At 53.8% G+C, this 16814-nt stretch carries 14 protein-coding genes; 9 read left to right on the plus strand and 5 right to left on the minus strand.

The features are described from left to right. Nucleotides 1-395 precede the first annotated feature (395 nt). Nucleotides 396-833 carry an acetyltransferase gene (locus tag NA197_RS17835; protein ID WP_000973243.1) on the minus strand — a complete coding sequence of 146 codons (438 nt, stop codon included), beginning with the start codon at nucleotides 831-833 and terminating at the stop codon, nucleotides 396-398. Between the two features lie 156 nt (nucleotides 834-989). Here NA197_RS17835 and metA point away from each other — a divergent pair, with 156 nt between their 5' ends. The 4 genes from metA to aceK all read left to right on the plus strand — a co-directional run bounded on the left by metA (nucleotide 990) and on the right by aceK (nucleotide 6978). Continuing rightward, nucleotides 990-1919 (plus strand): homoserine O-acetyltransferase MetA, encoded by a 930-nt coding sequence (gene metA, locus NA197_RS17840; protein ID WP_001122767.1) that lies wholly within the window; start codon nucleotides 990-992, stop codon nucleotides 1917-1919. Nucleotides 1920-2187: 268 nt separating this feature from the next. Then, on the plus strand, nucleotides 2188-3789 hold the full coding sequence (gene aceB / locus NA197_RS17845; RefSeq protein ID WP_064043493.1) for a malate synthase A: 1602 nt from the start codon (nucleotides 2188-2190) through the stop codon (nucleotides 3787-3789). Between the two features lie 31 nt (nucleotides 3790-3820). Continuing rightward, entirely contained in the window at nucleotides 3821-5125 is a 1305-nt protein-coding gene (gene aceA / locus NA197_RS17850) for an isocitrate lyase (protein ID WP_000857881.1), read from the plus strand. Nucleotides 5126-5226: 101 nt separating this feature from the next. Further along, the gene (gene aceK, locus NA197_RS17855) at nucleotides 5227-6978 is read left to right on the plus strand and encodes a bifunctional isocitrate dehydrogenase kinase/phosphatase (protein WP_023234084.1); all 1752 of its coding nucleotides are present in this window, start codon (nucleotides 5227-5229) and stop codon (nucleotides 6976-6978) included. Here aceK and NA197_RS17860 read toward each other — a convergent pair. Both NA197_RS17860 and iclR read right to left on the minus strand, forming a co-directional pair. Continuing rightward, entirely contained in the window at nucleotides 6942-7349 is a 408-nt protein-coding gene (locus tag NA197_RS17860) for an ASCH domain-containing protein (RefSeq protein WP_010989091.1), read from the minus strand. The genes aceK and NA197_RS17860 overlap by 37 nt on opposite strands. A 10-nt stretch (nucleotides 7350-7359) precedes the next feature. Further along, nucleotides 7360-8184 carry a glyoxylate bypass operon transcriptional repressor IclR gene (iclR, locus tag NA197_RS17865; RefSeq protein ID WP_000226434.1) on the minus strand — a complete coding sequence of 275 codons (825 nt, stop codon included), beginning with the start codon at nucleotides 8182-8184 and terminating at the stop codon, nucleotides 7360-7362. A 304-nt stretch (nucleotides 8185-8488) separates the two neighbouring features. Between iclR and metH the strand changes: the two genes are divergently transcribed. Both metH and NA197_RS17875 read left to right on the plus strand, forming a co-directional pair. Then, entirely contained in the window at nucleotides 8489-12172 is a 3684-nt protein-coding gene (metH, locus tag NA197_RS17870) for a methionine synthase (RefSeq protein ID WP_079849432.1), read from the plus strand. A 266-nt stretch (nucleotides 12173-12438) separates the two neighbouring features. Beyond that, the gene (locus tag NA197_RS17875) at nucleotides 12439-14070 is read left to right on the plus strand and encodes a Na/Pi cotransporter family protein (protein ID WP_000956811.1); all 1632 of its coding nucleotides are present in this window, start codon (nucleotides 12439-12441) and stop codon (nucleotides 14068-14070) included. Between the two features lie 75 nt (nucleotides 14071-14145). Here NA197_RS17875 and pepE read toward each other — a convergent pair whose 3' ends face one another. Then, nucleotides 14146-14835: a dipeptidase PepE gene (pepE, locus tag NA197_RS17880; RefSeq protein WP_052944151.1), complete on the minus strand. Its 690-nt coding sequence runs from the start codon at nucleotides 14833-14835 to the stop codon at nucleotides 14146-14148. A gap of 71 nt (nucleotides 14836-14906) precedes the next feature. On the opposite strand from pepE, the gene NA197_RS17885 reads away from it, so the two are divergent. The 3 genes from NA197_RS17885 to rluF are packed head-to-tail and all read left to right on the plus strand — an operon-like array spanning nucleotide 14907 to nucleotide 16498. Next, nucleotides 14907-15008, plus strand: coding sequence for a hypothetical protein (locus NA197_RS17885; RefSeq protein WP_001541281.1), 102 nt, complete (start codon nucleotides 14907-14909; stop codon nucleotides 15006-15008). Nucleotides 15009-15042: 34 nt separating this feature from the next. Continuing rightward, on the plus strand, nucleotides 15043-15582 hold the full coding sequence (locus tag NA197_RS17890; protein WP_001096724.1) for a DUF2058 domain-containing protein: 540 nt from the start codon (nucleotides 15043-15045) through the stop codon (nucleotides 15580-15582). A 46-nt stretch (nucleotides 15583-15628) separates the two neighbouring features. Further along, nucleotides 15629-16498 (plus strand): 23S rRNA pseudouridine(2604) synthase RluF, encoded by an 870-nt coding sequence (gene rluF, locus NA197_RS17895; protein WP_000954618.1) that lies wholly within the window; start codon nucleotides 15629-15631, stop codon nucleotides 16496-16498. Here rluF and NA197_RS17900 read toward each other — a convergent pair. Continuing rightward, on the minus strand, nucleotides 16495-16767 hold the full coding sequence (locus tag NA197_RS17900) for a DUF3811 domain-containing protein (RefSeq protein WP_001207628.1): 273 nt from the start codon (nucleotides 16765-16767) through the stop codon (nucleotides 16495-16497). The genes rluF and NA197_RS17900 overlap by 4 nt on opposite strands. Between the last annotated feature and the right edge of the window lie 47 nt (nucleotides 16768-16814).

Raw genomic sequence — 16814 nt, forward strand, 5'->3', positions numbered from 1 at the left:
CAGAAGTGAAACGCCGTAGCGCCGATGGTAGTGTGGGGTCTCCCCATGCGAGAGTAGGGAACTGCCAGGCATCAAATAAAACGAAGGGCCCTGTCGGAAGACAGGGCCTTTTGTTTTATCTGTAGTCTGACGGTGACCTGAGGAGGACAAATCCGCCGGGAGTGGATTTGAACGTTGCGCAGCAACGGCCCGTAGGGTGGCGGGCAGGACGCCCGCCATAAACTGCCAGGCATCAGACAAGTGAAGAAGCCCGTCCGTCTGGACGGGCTTCTTTGCGTGTGTGGTAACTGTAAAAATGTAGGCCTGATAAGCGCAGCGCCATCAGGCAACCTGCACCGCCGGATGGCCGCTTCGCCTTATCCGGCCTGTATGCACTTATCAGACAGCGCCGCTACTCACGGATAAATTAAATTCAACAATGGATACGGTTTCCCAAGATCGTCGACCTCCGAACGTCCCGTCACCTTAAATCCCATTTTCTTATAAAATCCAACAGCTTGTGTATTCTGTTCGTTAACATTGGTTGTCAACCCTGGTGCCAGTGTTAACGCATGTTCAACCAGCATCTTACCGATACCCTGACCACGCACGTCCGGATCGATAAACAGAGCATCCATATGCTCACCGGTAAGCAGCATAAATCCTACCGGCTCATCCTGATCGGTCACGGCAACCCATAGTGGCGCTTCTGGCAGAAAATCGCTCACCAGCTCTTCCAGTTCGGCCCGATAAGCGTTTGACAGAAAATCGTGCGTGGCATCGACTGAGCGACGCCAGATCGCAATCAGTTTTTCCCCTTCCTCATGCCTTGAACGGCGAATGTTAATCATCATCTTCACTCCTTTTTTGCTTACTTCTATTCTAATGCAAATGCTGTCGTGAAACTTTCTCACCTTGAACTTGCAGACTCGACATTCACCTGATTTCTGAGTATCTTTAGCTATCTGGATGTCTAAACGTTTAAACGTATGTCGTGAGGTTATCAGGTTATGCCGATTCGCGTGCTGGACGAGCTACCCGCCGTCAATTTTTTACGTGAGGAGAATGTCTTCGTCATGACGACTTCTCGCGCATCAGGTCAGGAAATTCGCCCGCTAAAGGTACTTATCCTTAACCTGATGCCGAAGAAGATTGAAACGGAAAATCAGTTTCTGCGCTTGCTATCGAACTCGCCATTGCAGGTCGATATTCAACTGCTGCGGATAGATGCCCGCGAGTCGAGGAACACGCCAGCCGAGCATCTGAACAACTTTTACTGTAACTTCGACGATATCTGCGATCAGAACTTTGATGGGCTTATCGTGACCGGAGCGCCGCTGGGTCTGGTGGAGTTTAATGACGTGGCTTACTGGCCGCAGATTAGGCAGGTGCTGGAATGGGCGAAAGATCACGTTACTTCGACGCTATTTGTCTGTTGGGCCGTCCAGGCTGCACTCAATATTCTGTATGGTATCCCTAAGCAGACCCGTACAGATAAACTTTCCGGCGTCTATGAACATCACATCCTTCATCCTCATGCTCTGTTAACGCGTGGTTTTGATGATTCGTTTCTTGCGCCACACTCACGCTATGCCGATTTCCCGGCGGCGCTAATACGGGATTATACGGATCTTGAAATTCTGGCCGAAACAGAAGAAGGGGATGCGTACCTGTTTGCCAGCAAAGATAAACGTATTGCGTTTGTCACCGGTCATCCTGAATATGACGCTCATACGTTAGCGGGTGAATATTTTCGTGACGTTGAGGCCGGGTTAAATCCGGAGGTTCCGTACAACTATTTCCCAAAAAACGATCCGCAAAACATACCGCGCGCAACCTGGCGCAGCCACGGTAATTTACTGTTTACTAACTGGCTCAACTATTATGTCTACCAGATTACGCCATATGATCTGCGTCACATGAATCCAACCCTGGATTAATCTTCTGCTTCTGACGATCCTAAAGCGTTTCAGCATGTTGAATCAGGCACCTTCGGGTGCCTTTTTTATTTCCGAAACGCACCTCATCATGTAATTAAATTTAATTTATATTGTTATCAATAGGTTAATGCATAATTAAATTAAAAATGGAAATTGTTTTTGATTTTGAAATTTAATTGAGTAGTCTTAGTTGTGTTGAACGAAAAGCGCACAGTGATCCTTCGTTCGCATTGGGGATGTATCTGGATCAACAACGAGGAGCTGCATGATGAATCCACAGGCAACCACAACTGATGAATTAACCTTTACCAGGCCGCAAGGCGAGCTGGAAAAGCAAGTCCTGACCGCTGAAGCAGTCGAGTTTTTGACGGAGTTAGTCACCCGTTTTACGCCAAAACGCAATAAACTCCTGGCTGCACGTATCCAGCAACAGCAGGATATTGATAACGGTAAGTTGCCTGATTTTATTTCGGAAACCACTTCCATTAGAGAAAGTAATTGGCAGATTCGTGGTATTCCGGCGGATTTACAGGATCGCCGAGTAGAAATTACCGGGCCGGTTGAACGTAAAATGGTGATTAATGCCCTGAACGCAAATGTGAAAGTGTTTATGGCGGATTTTGAAGACTCGCTGGCGCCGGGCTGGAATAAAGTTATTGATGGTCAAATCAACCTGCGTGATGCGGTGAACGGCACCATTAGCTATACCAACGAAGCCGGAAAAATCTATCAGCTCAAGCCCGATCCGGCCGTATTGATTTGTCGTGTACGTGGTCTACATCTGCCAGAAAAACATGTTACCTGGCGGGGGGAAGCCATTCCCGGCAGCCTGTTTGATTTTGCTCTGTACTTTTTCCACAACTATAAAGCGCTGCTCGCTAAAGGTAGCGGCCCGTATTTTTACCTGCCGAAAACGCAAGCCTGGCAGGAGGCAGCCTGGTGGAGCGAAGTCTTCAGCTACGCCGAAGACCGCTTTAACCTGCCGCGCGGTACGATCAAAGCGACCCTGTTGATTGAAACGCTTCCTGCTGTTTTCCAGATGGATGAGATTCTTCATGCGTTGCGTGATCATATTGTCGGTCTCAACTGTGGTCGCTGGGATTATATTTTCAGCTATATCAAAACGTTGAAAAATCACCCGGATCGCGTCCTGCCGGACAGGCAGGTGGTAACGATGGACAAACCGTTTCTGAGCGCCTACTCGCGCCTGCTGATCAAAACCTGCCACAAGCGCGGCGCGTTCGCGATGGGCGGTATGGCGGCGTTTATCCCGAGCAAAGACGTTGAACGCAACAATCAGGTCCTTGCCAAAGTGAAAGCGGATAAAGCACTGGAAGCGAACAACGGCCACGACGGCACGTGGATTGCGCATCCCGGGTTGGCGGATACCGCAATGGTCGTCTTTAACGAGGTACTGGGCGAGCACAAAAATCAGCTGTTCATTACCCGTGATGAAGATGCGCCGATTACCGCTGAGCAGTTACTGGAGCCATGTGAAGGCGAACGCACAGAAGCGGGAATGCGCGCCAATATTCGCGTGGCAGTGCAGTACATTGAAGCGTGGATCTCCGGCAATGGCTGTGTACCGATTTACGGTCTGATGGAGGATGCCGCGACGGCGGAAATCTCACGAACCTCTATCTGGCAGTGGATTCACCATGAGAAAACACTGAGCAATGGAAAACCCGTAACGAAAGCGCTTTTCCGCGAAATGTTGGCGGAAGAGATGCGGGTAATCCAGGACGAACTGGGCGAGCACCGCTACAGCAGCGGGCGCTTCGACGATGCCGCACGTCTGATGGAGCAAATCACCACCTCAGATGACTTAATCGACTTCCTCACCCTGCCGGGCTATCGCTTACTGGCTTAATTCACCACATAACAATATGGAGCATCTGCACATGAAAACCCGTACTCAACAAATCGAAGAATTACAGAAAGAGTGGACACAACCGCGCTGGGAAGGCATCACCCGCCCGTACAGCGCGGAGGAGGTGGTGAAATTACGCGGCTCGGTTAACCCGGAGTGCACGCTGGCGCAGCTCGGCGCCGCGAAAATGTGGCGGCTGTTGCACGGTGAAGCGAAAAAAGGCTATATCAACAGCCTTGGCGCGCTGACTGGCGGTCAGGCGTTGCAGCAGGCGAAAGCCGGTATTGAGGCGATTTATCTTTCAGGCTGGCAGGTGGCGGCAGATGCCAACCTGGCATCCAGCATGTATCCGGATCAATCGTTGTACCCGGCAAACTCTGTTCCGGCGGTAGTGGATCGGATCAACAACACTTTTCGTCGTGCAGATCAGATCCAGTGGGCATCCGGTATTGAACCCAACGATCCGCGCTATGTGGATTACTTCCTGCCGATCGTTGCTGATGCGGAAGCCGGTTTTGGCGGCGTTCTGAATGCCTTCGAACTGATGAAATCGATGATTGAAGCCGGTGCAGCGGCCGTTCACTTCGAAGATCAGCTGGCGTCGGTGAAGAAATGCGGCCATATGGGCGGCAAGGTGCTGGTCCCCACGCAGGAGGCGATTCAGAAACTGGTTGCTGCGCGTCTGGCCGCTGATGTGATGGGCGTCCCGACGCTGGTGATTGCGCGTACCGATGCGGATGCGGCAGATCTGATCACCTCCGACTGCGATCCCTATGACAGCGGTTTTATTACCGGCGAACGCACCAGCGAAGGTTTTTACCGCACCCATGCGGGCATTGAGCAGGCGATCAGCCGCGGTCTGGCGTATGCCCCGTATGCCGATCTGGTATGGTGCGAAACTTCTACGCCGGATCTCGAACTGGCGCGTCGTTTTGCCGATGCTATCCACGCGAAGTATCCGGGCAAACTGCTGGCCTATAACTGTTCACCATCCTTCAACTGGCAGAAGAATCTGGACGACAAGACCATTGCCAGCTTCCAGCAGCAGTTGTCGGACATGGGTTACAAATACCAGTTTATTACCCTGGCGGGCATCCACAGCATGTGGTTCAACATGTTCGACCTGGCGCATGCATACGCGCAGGGCGAGGGCATGAAGCACTATGTTGAGAAGGTTCAACAACCCGAGTTCGCCGCGGCGAAAGATGGCTACACCTTTGTTTCCCACCAGCAGGAAGTGGGTACTGGTTACTTCGACAAAGTCACCACCATTATTCAGGGCGGCGCGTCATCCGTTACCGCGTTAACGGGTTCCACCGAAGAAGCGCAGTTTTGATTGATGCCCGGTGGCGCTGCGCTTACCGGGCCTACAGATAGCGTAGGCCGGATAAGCGAACGCGCCATCCGGCATGACGTGGTGCCGGATGAGGGAAAAAAATGCCGCGTGGCCTGGAATTACTGATTGCTCAAACCATCCTGCAAGGCTTTGACGCGCAGTATGGTCGATTTCTGGAAGTGACTTCCGGCGCGCAGCAGCGTTTTGAACAGGCCGACTGGCACGCCGTCCAACAGGCGATGAAAAGCCGTATCCACCTCTATGATCATCATGTGGGTCTGGTGGTGGAGCAACTGCGCTGTATTACCGATGGCAAAAGTACCGACGCGGATTTCCTTTTACGCGTTAAAGAGCATTACACCCGGCTGTTGCCGGATTACCCGCGCTTCGAGATTGCGGAGAGCTTTTTCAACTCCGTTTATTGCCGGTTATTTGACCACCGCTCGTTAACACCCGAGCGGTTGTTTATTTTCAGTTCGCAACCGGAGCGTCGCTTCCGTACTATCCCGCGCCCACTGGCCAAAGACTTCTTTCCCGATCACGGTTGGGAGCCGCTGTTGATGCGCATACTCAGTGACTTACCGCTGCGTCTGCCCTGGCAGAATAAAAGCCGGGATATCCGCTATATTATCGCGCACCTGACTGAAACACTGGGCGAGGACGCGCTACCTCGCTGCCATGTCCAGGTGGCGAACGAGTTGTTTTACCGTAATAAAGCGGCCTGGCTGGTAGGTAAATTAACCACACCTGACGGTACGCTGCCGTTTTTATTGCCGATTCATCGCACTGATGAGGGGGAACTGTTTGTCGATACCTGCCTGACCACCACGGCAGAAGCGAGCATTGTGTTTGGTTTTGCCCGCTCTTATTTTATGGTGTATGCGCCGCTGCCTGCCGCGCTGGTTGAGTGGTTGCGTGAAATCCTGCCGGGTAAAACCACTGCCGAACTGTATATGGCTATTGGCTGCCAGAAACATGCGAAAACCGAAAGCTACCGCGAATATTTATGTTATCTGGCTGAAAGCGATGAGAAATTCATTGAGGCGCCTGGCATCCGCGGTATGGTGATGCTGGTGTTTACCCTGCCAGGTTTCGACCGGGTATTTAAAATCATTAAAGACAAATTCGCCCCGCAGAAAGAGATGTCTGCCGCCCATGTGCGTGCCTGTTATCAACTGGTAAAAGAGCATGATCGCGTCGGTCGTATGGCGGATACCCAGGAGTTTGAGAATTTCGTACTGGATAAACGGCAAATCGATCCGGCGCTGATGGCGCTGTTACGACAAGAAGCGCCAGAGAAGATTACCGATCTTGGGGAACATATCGTCATTCGCCATCTCTATATTGAACGTCGCATGGTGCCGCTCAATATCTGGCTGGAACAGGTAGAAGGCCAGCAGTTGCGCGATGCGATAGAAGAATATGGTAATGCGATTCGCCAGCTTGCCGCCGCTAATATTTTCCCCGGCGATATGTTGTTTAAAAACTTTGGCGTTACCCGTCATGGCCGCGTGGTGTTCTACGACTACGATGAAATTTGCTACATGACGGAAGTGAATTTCCGCGATATTCCGCCAGCGCGTTATCCGGAAGACGAACTGGCCTGCGAACCCTGGTATAGCGTCTCGCCAGGTGATGTTTTCCCGGAGGAGTTTCGCCACTGGCTGTGTGCCGATCCGCGTATCGGGCCATTGTTTGAAGAGATGCATGCCGACCTGTTTCGCGCCGATTACTGGCGCGCGCTACAGACGCGTATTAAAGAAGGGCATGTAGAAGATGTGTATGCCTATCGACGTCGCCAGCGCTTTAGCGTGCGTTACGGCGCGATCTCAAGTACGGCGAACTCTTCGTAAACCAGTTCCATCTCCGGCGACCAATTACCCTCGCGCTCAAAAAAGGCCCGGTGTGCCGCTTGCCAGTACGCCAGGCTAAGATCGCCTTCGCCTTCCAGTGCGGCGAGATCGGCGCTCATCTCGTTAAAACGGATCAGCCTGAGCGCCAGCGTGCGTATGACGCACACGGCGTCGCCTGTGCCGTTGAGCACAATGTGATATGACCCGGGCGTGACAGGGGGCTGCTCTTTCTGATAGCTAACCAGCGAGCTACAGGTGCCACGCTTTTTACCGGCGACCACTAGCGCCGCCAGCTCGTCGGCCAGCGCCGGCGAATCACCGAAAGACCAACAGAAGGCCTGTGGGTACTTCTCCTGCCAGTATAATTTCAGGCTGCTCATTTCAGCGAGTTCCACCATAGGCCAGCGTCACCTCTTTCGCCGCTTTAATCACCATGGCGCCAAGTTCGGTGACGCGATCGTCGGTAATGCGTGAGCAGGGGCCGGAAATAGAGAGGGCCGCAAACGGTTCGCGGTGTTCGTCATAAATACACGAGGCCACGCAGCGCAGACCGAGCGCATGTTCTTCGTCGTCAAAGGAATAGCCGCGCTTGCGTGTTTGGGCGAGGTCATCTTTCAGATGCAGCGGCGACACCAGCGTCGCATGGGTATAAGCGTGCAACCCCTTGCGGTGCAGCAGACTGGTAACCTGTTCCTCACTGAGCTGTGATAAAAACGCCTTGCCCGCGCCAGAGGCGTGCATGGGCAGCTTGCCGCCAATAGGGGCGGACATGCGCATCAATTGTGTGCACTGCACCTGGTCGATAATAATAGCCTGATGGTCGCTCTGATCGAGTACGGCAAGGTTTACCGTTTCGCCGGAGTCCTCCATCAGCTTGCGCAAAATCGGATGGACAATCGCCAGCAGATTACGGCTCTGTAAGAAGCTGCTACCGACGATAAACGCGTGTGCGCCTACGGCCCAGTGGCCCAGCTCACCAACCTGGCGGACAAAACCCTGTTGCTGCATGGTGGTGAGTAGACGGTGAGTCGTGGAATTAGGCAAACCCGCCTGTTGCGCCAGTTCGGTCAGCGCGACGCTGCCGTTGGACTCGGCAATCCACTCCAGCAGCTTCAGACCGCGAGTTAAAGACTGAACCTGCCCGGTTACGGGTGCAGTGGTAGCGGCAGGTTTTCTCCCGCGTTTCGCGGGAACAGGGGCAACCATGGCAGACTCCTTTTTCTGTATCGTGGAAATCATTTTCGTTTTATTCAATTATAATGCAAGAGTTCCTGAACTGATCGGATGAGTGACATCACAGGATGCCCGATGGCGCTTCGCTTATCAGGCCTACGCTTTGGGAGCCGCCAAAGTAATTTGTAGGCTGGATAAGGCGCTTGCGCCGCCATCCGGCAAAGCGACAGAAGTGGGTGGCAAGCTGAACATGTCTCATGTTGCCCGTTGTTCTCTTTTCCGCCAGCACGCTTTGTGCCAGTATGGCTCGTTACGTGGAGCGTTGTCGGGAGCGAGTGTGAGCAGCAAAGTTGAACAACTGCGTGCGCAGTTAAATGAACGTATTCTGGTGCTGGACGGCGGTATGGGCACTATGATCCAGAGCTATCGTCTACATGAAGAAGATTTCCGCGGGGAGCGCTTTGCCGACTGGCCCTGCGACCTGAAAGGCAACAATGACCTGCTGGTCCTCAGCAAGCCGGAGGTGATCGCCGCTATCCACAACGCCTACTTTGAGGCTGGCGCGGATATCATCGAAACCAACACCTTTAACTCGACAACCATTGCGATGGCGGATTACCGGATGGAATCCCTGTCGGCGGAAATTAACTATGCGGCGGCCAAACTGGCGCGCGCCTGCGCCGATGAATGGACGGCGCGAACACCAGAAAAACCACGCTTTGTTGCGGGCGTGCTTGGTCCAACTAACCGCACGGCCTCCATTTCGCCGGACGTCAACGACCCGGCGTTTCGTAATATCACCTTCGATCAGCTGGTGGCGGCCTACCGTGAATCCACTAAAGCGCTGGTGGAAGGTGGCGTAGATCTGATTCTGATTGAGACCGTCTTCGACACCCTCAACGCCAAAGCGGCGGTGTTTGCGGTGAAAGAAGAGTTTGAAGCGCTGGGCGTTGATCTGCCGATCATGATTTCCGGCACCATCACCGACGCCTCTGGTCGTACCCTCTCCGGCCAGACGACCGAAGCCTTTTATAACTCGCTGCGCCACGCCGAGGCGCTCACTTTTGGCCTTAACTGCGCGCTGGGGCCTGATGAGCTGCGCCAGTACGTCCAGGAACTGTCGCGGATTGCCGAATGCTACGTCACCGCGCACCCGAACGCCGGCCTGCCGAACGCTTTCGGCGAGTACGACCTCGACGCCGACACCATGGCGAAACAGATTCGCGAATGGGCGGAAGCGGGCTTCCTGAATATTGTTGGCGGCTGCTGCGGCACCACGCCGGAGCATATTGCGGCGATGAGCCGCGCCGTTGCCGGTTTGCCGCCGCGCCAGCTGCCGGATATCCCGGTCGCCTGCCGCCTTTCCGGCCTGGAGCCGCTGAACATTGGCGACGATAGCCTGTTTGTCAACGTCGGCGAACGTACTAACGTCACCGGCTCGGCCAAATTTAAACGGCTGATCAAAGAAGAGAAATACAGCGAAGCGCTGGATGTCGCCCGTCAGCAGGTAGAAAGCGGCGCGCAGATTATTGATATCAATATGGATGAGGGGATGCTCGACGCCGAAGCGGCGATGGTGCGTTTCCTCAGCCTGATTGCCGGTGAGCCGGACATTGCCCGTGTACCAATCATGATCGACTCCTCCAAATGGGAGGTTATCGAAAAAGGGCTGAAGTGCATTCAGGGTAAAGGCATCGTCAACTCTATTTCGATGAAAGAGGGCGTGGAAGCTTTTATTCATCATGCGAAGTTGCTACGTCGCTATGGCGCCGCAGTGGTGGTGATGGCTTTTGATGAGCGGGGGCAGGCCGACACCCGCGAGCGTAAAATCGAAATTTGCCGCCGAGCCTACAAAATTCTCACCGAAGAGGTGGGTTTCCCGCCGGAAGACATCATCTTCGACCCGAATATCTTCGCCGTGGCGACCGGTATTGAAGAGCACAACAACTACGCGCAGGACTTTATCGGCGCTTGTGAAGACATCAAACGCGAGCTGCCGCACGCGCTGATCTCCGGCGGCGTCTCTAACGTGTCCTTCTCGTTCCGCGGCAACGACCCGGTACGTGAAGCTATCCACGCGGTATTCCTCTACTACGCCATCCGCAACGGCATGGACATGGGCATCGTCAACGCCGGACAGCTGGCTATCTACGACGACCTGCCCGCCGAGCTGCGCGATGCGGTTGAAGATGTCATTCTTAACCGTCGCGATGACGGCACCGAGCGTTTGCTGGATTTGGCGGAGAAATACCGCGGCAGCAAAACCGACGAGGCTGCCAACGCCCAGCAGGCGGAATGGCGTAGCTGGGACGTGAAAAAGCGTCTCGAATACTCGCTGGTGAAAGGCATTACCGAATTTATCGAACAGGATACCGAAGAAGCCCGCCAGCAGGCCTCCCGCCCGATTGAGGTGATTGAAGGCCCGCTGATGGACGGCATGAACGTGGTCGGCGACCTGTTCGGCGAAGGGAAAATGTTCCTGCCGCAGGTGGTGAAATCCGCTCGCGTGATGAAACAAGCGGTGGCTTACCTGGAGCCGTTTATTGAAGCCAGCAAAGAAAAAGGCTCCAGCAACGGCAAGATGGTCATCGCCACCGTGAAGGGCGATGTGCACGACATTGGCAAGAACATTGTCGGCGTGGTGCTGCAATGCAACAACTACGAAATCGTCGATCTCGGCGTGATGGTGCCAGCGGAGAAAATCCTCAGAACGGCGCGTGAAGTGAATGCCGATCTGATTGGTCTTTCCGGGCTTATCACCCCGTCGCTGGACGAAATGGTCAACGTGGCGAAAGAGATGGAGCGTCAGGGCTTTACTATCCCGCTACTGATCGGCGGCGCAACCACTTCGAAAGCGCATACGGCGGTGAAAATCGAGCAGAACTACAGCGGTCCGACGGTCTACGTGCAGAATGCTTCGCGTACCGTGGGCGTGGTGGCGGCGCTACTCTCCGACACCCAGCGTGATGACTTTGTCGCCCGTACCCGCAAAGAGTACGAAACCGTGCGTATTCAGCACGCCCGCAAAAAACCGCGCACGCCGCCGGTCACGCTGGAAGCGGCGCGCGATAACGATCTGGCATTCGACTGGGAACGCTACACCCCGCCGGTAGCCCACCGTCTGGGCGTGCAGGAGGTGGAAGCCAGCATCGAAACTCTGCGCAACTACATCGACTGGACGCCGTTCTTTATGACCTGGTCGCTGGCCGGGAAGTATCCGCGTATCCTTGAAGATGAAGTGGTGGGTGAAGAGGCGCAGCGTTTGTTTAAAGACGCCAATGATATGCTGGATAAACTGAGCGCCGAGAAACTGTTGAATCCGCGTGGCGTGGTGGGCCTGTTCCCGGCGAACCGCATCGGCGATGACATCGAAATCTATCGCGACGAAACCCGTACTCATGTTCTGACGGTCAGCCACCACCTGCGCCAGCAGACCGAGAAAGTCGGTTTTGCCAACTACTGCTTGTCTGACTTTGTTGCGCCGAAACTGAGCGGCAAAGCGGACTACATCGGCGCGTTTGCAGTCACCGGCGGTCTTGAAGAAGACGCCCTGGCTGATGCTTACGAAGCGCAACACGACGACTATAACAAGATCATGGTGAAAGCGATTGCCGACCGTCTGGCGGAAGCGTTCGCGGAATATCTGCATGAGCGTGTACGTAAGGTTTACTGGGGATATGCGCCGAACGAGAGCCTGAGTAACGACGAATTAATCCGCGAAAACTACCAGGGGATTCGCCCGGCGCCGGGTTATCCTGCCTGCCCGGAACATACCGAAAAAGGCACTATCTGGCAGCTACTGGATGTCGAAAAACACACCGGGATGAAGCTCACCGAATCTTTCGCCATGTGGCCTGGCGCGTCGGTCTCCGGCTGGTACTTCAGCCATCCTGAGAGCAAATACTTCGCGGTAGCGCAGATCCAACGCGATCAGGTGACAGATTATGCTTTTCGTAAAGGAATGAGCGTTGAGGACGTTGAGCGGTGGCTGGCGCCGAACCTGGGTTACGATGCGGACTGATTCATAAAATCGTCACTTTTCCTTACAACATACAAGGCACTCATTGGGTGCCTTGTCTCTTTCTTACAATTAAACCCTTATACTGAAGGAAGGCTCTACGCTGAATTTGCCGGATGGCGGCGTAAACGCCTTATCCAGCATACCGTATTACGTATGGTAAGCCCGGTGGCGTGCAACGCCAGCAGGCCTTAACGCTGTGCGCCATCAGGCAATTTATCGCAAGTGAGCTTCAGGAAAACGTATAACGATAAGGAGAACCTGACGCCGTGTTAACTTTGCTCCATCTACTTTCTGCCGTTGCGCTGTTGGTATGGGGAACACATATCGTTCGTACTGGCGTAATGCGCGTGTTTGGCGCGCGTCTACGTACTGTCCTCAGCCGCAGCGTGGAAAAGAAACCGCTCGCCTTTTGTGCGGGTATCGGTGTTACCGCGCTGGTACAAAGCAGTAACGCCACTACTTTATTGGTAACGTCGTTTGTCGCCCAGGATCTTGTCGCCCTGACGCCAGCTCTGGTGATTGTGCTGGGCGCTGATGTGGGTACTGCGCTAATGGCGCGTATCCTGACCTTCGATCTCTCGTGGCTATCGCCGCTGCTGATTTTTATTGGCGTGATTTTCTTTTTGGGACGTAAGCAGTCCCGCGCCGGGCAGCTGGGTCGCGTCGGTATCGGGCTTGGCCTGATTCTACTGGCGCTGGAGCTGATTGTGCAGGCAGTGACGCCGATCACTCAGGCTAATGGCGTGCAGGTCATTTTCGCGTCGCTGACGGGCGACATTATGCTGGATGCGCTGATTGGCGCGATGTTCGCTATTATCAGTTATTCCAGCCTGGCGGCGGTGTTGCTGACGGCGACCCTGACGGCGGCGGGGATTATATCGTTCCCGGTGGCGTTGTGCCTGGTCATCGGCGCCAATCTGGGATCGGGGCTGCTGGCGATGCTCAATAACAGCGCCGCCAATGCTGCCGCGCGTCGCGTAGCGCTCGGCAGCCTATTGTTCAAATTGATCGGCAGCCTGGTCATCCTGCCGTTTGTCCATCCGCTGGCGAATCTGATGGATGAGCTATCGCTACCGAAGTCAGAGCTGGTGATCTATTTCCACGTTTTCTATAACCTGGTGCGCTGCCTGGCGATGGTGCCATTTGCCGAGCTGATGGCGCGTTTTTGTAAACGAATTATTCGTGATGAGCCTGAACTGGATACCCATCTGAAGCCGAAACATCTGGATGTCAGCGCGCTGGATACGCCAACGCTGGCGCTGGCTAATGCTGCCCGTGAGGTGTTGCGCATTGGCGATGCGATGGAACAGATGATGGAAGGGCTAAAAAAGGTCATGCACGGCGAACCGCGTGAAGAGAAAGCGCTGCGCAAGCTGGCGGATGACGTTAACGTGCTCTACACCGCGATTAAGCTTTATCTGGCGCGAATGCCGAAAGACGAGCTGGCGGCGGAGGAGTCCCGCCGGTGGGCGGAGATTATTGAGATGGCCCTGAACCTCGAACAGGCGTCGGATATTATCGAGCGAATGGGCAGTGAGATTGCCGACAAGTCGCTGGCGGCGCGTCGGGCATTTTCAGAAGAAGGATTGAAAGAGCTGGATGCGCTTTACGATCAACTGCTCAGTAATCTGCAACTGGCGATGTCGGTCTTTTTCTCCGGCGATGTCACCAGCGCCCGTCGGTTGCGCCGCAGTAAACATCGCTTCCGTATACTTAATCGCCGATACTCACATGCGCATGTCGACCGCCTGCACCAGCAGAACGTGCAAAGCATTGAAACCAGCTCGCTCCATTTAGGGCTGCTGGGCGATATGAAGCGTCTTAACTCACTGTTCTGTTCGGTCGCCTATAGCGTACTGGAACAGCCGGATCAGGACGAGGAACGCGGCGAGTATTAAGTGAAATGCCGGATGGCGGGGCCTACGGAGAACATGCGTGTAGGCCCGCCATTCGGCATTCAATGTGGCCAGGGATTAAAAGCGATGACCCGCTTCCAGCGCCACGGCCTCTTCGCCCGCTTTAAACACCCAGCTGGTATTCGGGCCGCCGAGAACCGCCTGGCCGTTGCTCACCTGAATCCAGTTACCTTCCGGCAAACCAATCACTGTCAGTTCCGGCGCGACCACCAGCAGTTCGCGAATACGCTGCTCGCGGGTCTCGCCCTTATGACCTTCCGGCAAGGCGTTAGTGAAGTGAGGATTAATTTGCAGCGGGAACAGATCCAGCGCGTCGAAACCGTTTGGATCGACGATCGGCATATCGTTGGTCGTGCGGATAGTCGGGCAGGCAAGGTTGGCGCCCGCGCTCCAGCCGATATACAGCGCGCCGCGTTTTACCCTGTCCGCCATCGGCGCCAGCAGCCCGCGTTCACGCGATTCTTTCAGTAGCTGGAAGGTATTTCCGCCACCGACAATAATGATTTCCGCTTTCTCAATCGCCGCAAGCGGATCGGCGACACGATGAATCCCTGTGACGTTTATCCCTAATGGCGCAAGCACCTCTGCGGTTTTATCCGTGTACTCGTCCCATGTTTGCGTGACGCCGGCAAACGGAATAAACACGGCTGAGCGTCGACCGTTCAATTGATTCGCTATCAGCGGCAGAGCGTGTTCCAGCCAGGCCTTACCCGGCAGCGTCGAGTTACTTAATAAAAGCAGTTCCATTACTTCTCCACCTCATCAGGAAATGTCAAAACGTAATAATGCTACCATTATCCATTTAATGTCTTACTGATATGGCTCATGATGTTACGCGTGTCACAGGCAAAGCGCGGTCGCTAAAAGTGACGACAGGCCAGATCTGCCATCTGGTATCGCCTGAAAAATTACAGGTATAATCCGCAAAATTATTTAACACGTTTAGAGACGAAAATGGCAAAACTGACCTTACAAGAGCAACTGCTACAAGCGGGATTAGTGACCAGCAAAAAAATGGCCAAAGTCCAACGCACGGCTAAAAAATCACGCGTTCAGGCTCGTGAGGCCAGAGAAGCGGTGGAAGAAAATAAAAAGGCGCAACTTGAGCGTGATAAACAACTCAGTGAACAGCAAAAACAAGCGGTTTTAGCGAAAGAGTTTAAAGCTCAGGTTAAGCAACTTATTGAAATGAATAGAATCAATGTATCTAAAGGCGATATTGGTTTTAACTTCACCGATAATAACGTCATCAAAAAAATAGACGTGGATAAGCTCACCCAGACGCAACTGATTAATGGGCGTCTCGCGATTGCGCGCCTGGTTATCAATAACAGCGGTGAATGTGAATATGCGATTATTCCCGCGAGCGTCGCCGATAAAATCGCACAACGAGATGCGGACAGTATTGTCGTAAACAGTGCGCTGAGTCAGGAAGAGCAGGACGAAGATGATCCGTATGCCGATTTTAAAGTTCCTGACGATTTGATGTGGTAAGTCACATTCCCGACGTTTATGTAGAAAAATTTCTCAGAGAGTAAATATGCTGACCGACACATCTACCCGGCTTAATAAATATATCAGTGAAAGCGGCATCTGTTCGCGTCGCGAGGCGGACCGTTTTATCGAACAGGGCAATGTCTTTATCAACGGCAAACGCGCCGCCATTGGCGATCAGGTGGTCGCCGGGGATGTTGTTAAAGTAAATGGTCGGTTGATTGAGCCGCGAGAAGCGGATGATTTAGTGCTGATTGCGCTGAATAAACCGGTTGGCATTGTCAGTACCACTGAAGACGGCGAACGCGACAATATTGTCGATTTTGTGAACCACAGCAAACGTATCTTCCCGATTGGCCGTCTGGATAAAGACTCGCAGGGGCTGATATTTCTGACTAACCACGGCGATCTGGTCAATAAGATTCTGCGTGCCGGTAACGATCACGAAAAAGAGTATCTGGTGACGGTGGATAAACCGATTACCGACGAGTTTATTCGTGGTATGGGCGCTGGCGTGCCGATTCTGGGTACCGTCACCAAAAAATGTAAGGTGAAAAAAGAGGCGCCGTTTGTCTTTCGCATCACCCTGGTGCAGGGATTAAACCGTCAGATCCGTCGTATGTGTGAATACTTTGGTTATGAAGTGACGAAACTGGAGCGTACGCGCATTATGAACGTCAGCCTGAGCGGGATTCCGCTGGGCGAGTGGCGCGACCTGACGGACGATGAGCTGATCGATCTGTTTAAGTTGATTGAGCGTTCCTCTTCCGAAGCCAAGCCAAAGGCCAAAGCGAAGCCGAAGACCACGGGTATTAAGCGACCGGTCGTTGCGATCGAAAAAAGCAATGAGAAAGCGCGCCCGGCATCAAGCGGTAAGCGCTTTACCTCGCCGGGACGAAAGAAGAAAGGACGTTAACGTCTGCCGCGCGTCGGCGTATTCGCCGACCAGGAGAATGACGCTTCCGTATCGGGTTTATACGCCTGCTTTTTCTTCAACTGGCGGGCTTTTTTCGCTTCAGCCTCACGCAGCGCCATCAGCTTATCGATGTACTCCTTTTTTACGCTGTTGGTCTCAGAATTGGTCAGCGGACGACCGTGCGCAATACGGGCGCGGTCCAGCAACGTTTTCAGTTCGCGCTGTTCGCGCTCGGTCATCTCTTTTTGGGTAATGCGGGGGAGTGCCATACGGGTGCCCTCAGTTAGCCGATGCATTTAGTCTACGGCAATACGCA

It is taken from the genome of Salmonella sp. NW884 (assembly GCF_051700745.1).
GTDB lineage: Bacteria > Pseudomonadota > Gammaproteobacteria > Enterobacterales > Enterobacteriaceae > Salmonella > Salmonella enterica.

What these genes read in the sequence shown, in the direction of transcription:
- NA197_RS17835 (WP_000973243.1), bottom strand. Translation starts at nt 833, where the DNA reads ATGATGATTAACATTCGCCGTTCAAGGCATGAGGAAGGGGAAAAACTG.
- metA (WP_001122767.1), top strand. Translation starts at nt 990, where the DNA reads ATGCCGATTCGCGTGCTGGACGAGCTACCCGCCGTCAATTTTTTACGT.
- aceB (WP_064043493.1), top strand. Translation starts at nt 2,188, where the DNA reads ATGAATCCACAGGCAACCACAACTGATGAATTAACCTTTACCAGGCCG.
- aceA (WP_000857881.1), top strand. Translation starts at nt 3,821, where the DNA reads ATGAAAACCCGTACTCAACAAATCGAAGAATTACAGAAAGAGTGGACA.
- aceK (WP_023234084.1), top strand. Translation starts at nt 5,227, where the DNA reads ATGCCGCGTGGCCTGGAATTACTGATTGCTCAAACCATCCTGCAAGGC.
- iclR (WP_000226434.1), bottom strand. Translation starts at nt 8,184, where the DNA reads ATGGTTGCCCCTGTTCCCGCGAAACGCGGGAGAAAACCTGCCGCTACC.
- pepE (WP_052944151.1), bottom strand. Translation starts at nt 14,835, where the DNA reads ATGGAACTGCTTTTATTAAGTAACTCGACGCTGCCGGGTAAGGCCTGG.
- NA197_RS17885 (WP_001541281.1), top strand. Translation starts at nt 14,907, where the DNA reads ATGGCTCATGATGTTACGCGTGTCACAGGCAAAGCGCGGTCGCTAAAA.
- NA197_RS17890 (WP_001096724.1), top strand. Translation starts at nt 15,043, where the DNA reads ATGGCAAAACTGACCTTACAAGAGCAACTGCTACAAGCGGGATTAGTG.
- rluF (WP_000954618.1), top strand. Translation starts at nt 15,629, where the DNA reads ATGCTGACCGACACATCTACCCGGCTTAATAAATATATCAGTGAAAGC.
- NA197_RS17900 (WP_001207628.1), bottom strand. Translation starts at nt 16,767, where the DNA reads ATGGCACTCCCCCGCATTACCCAAAAAGAGATGACCGAGCGCGAACAG.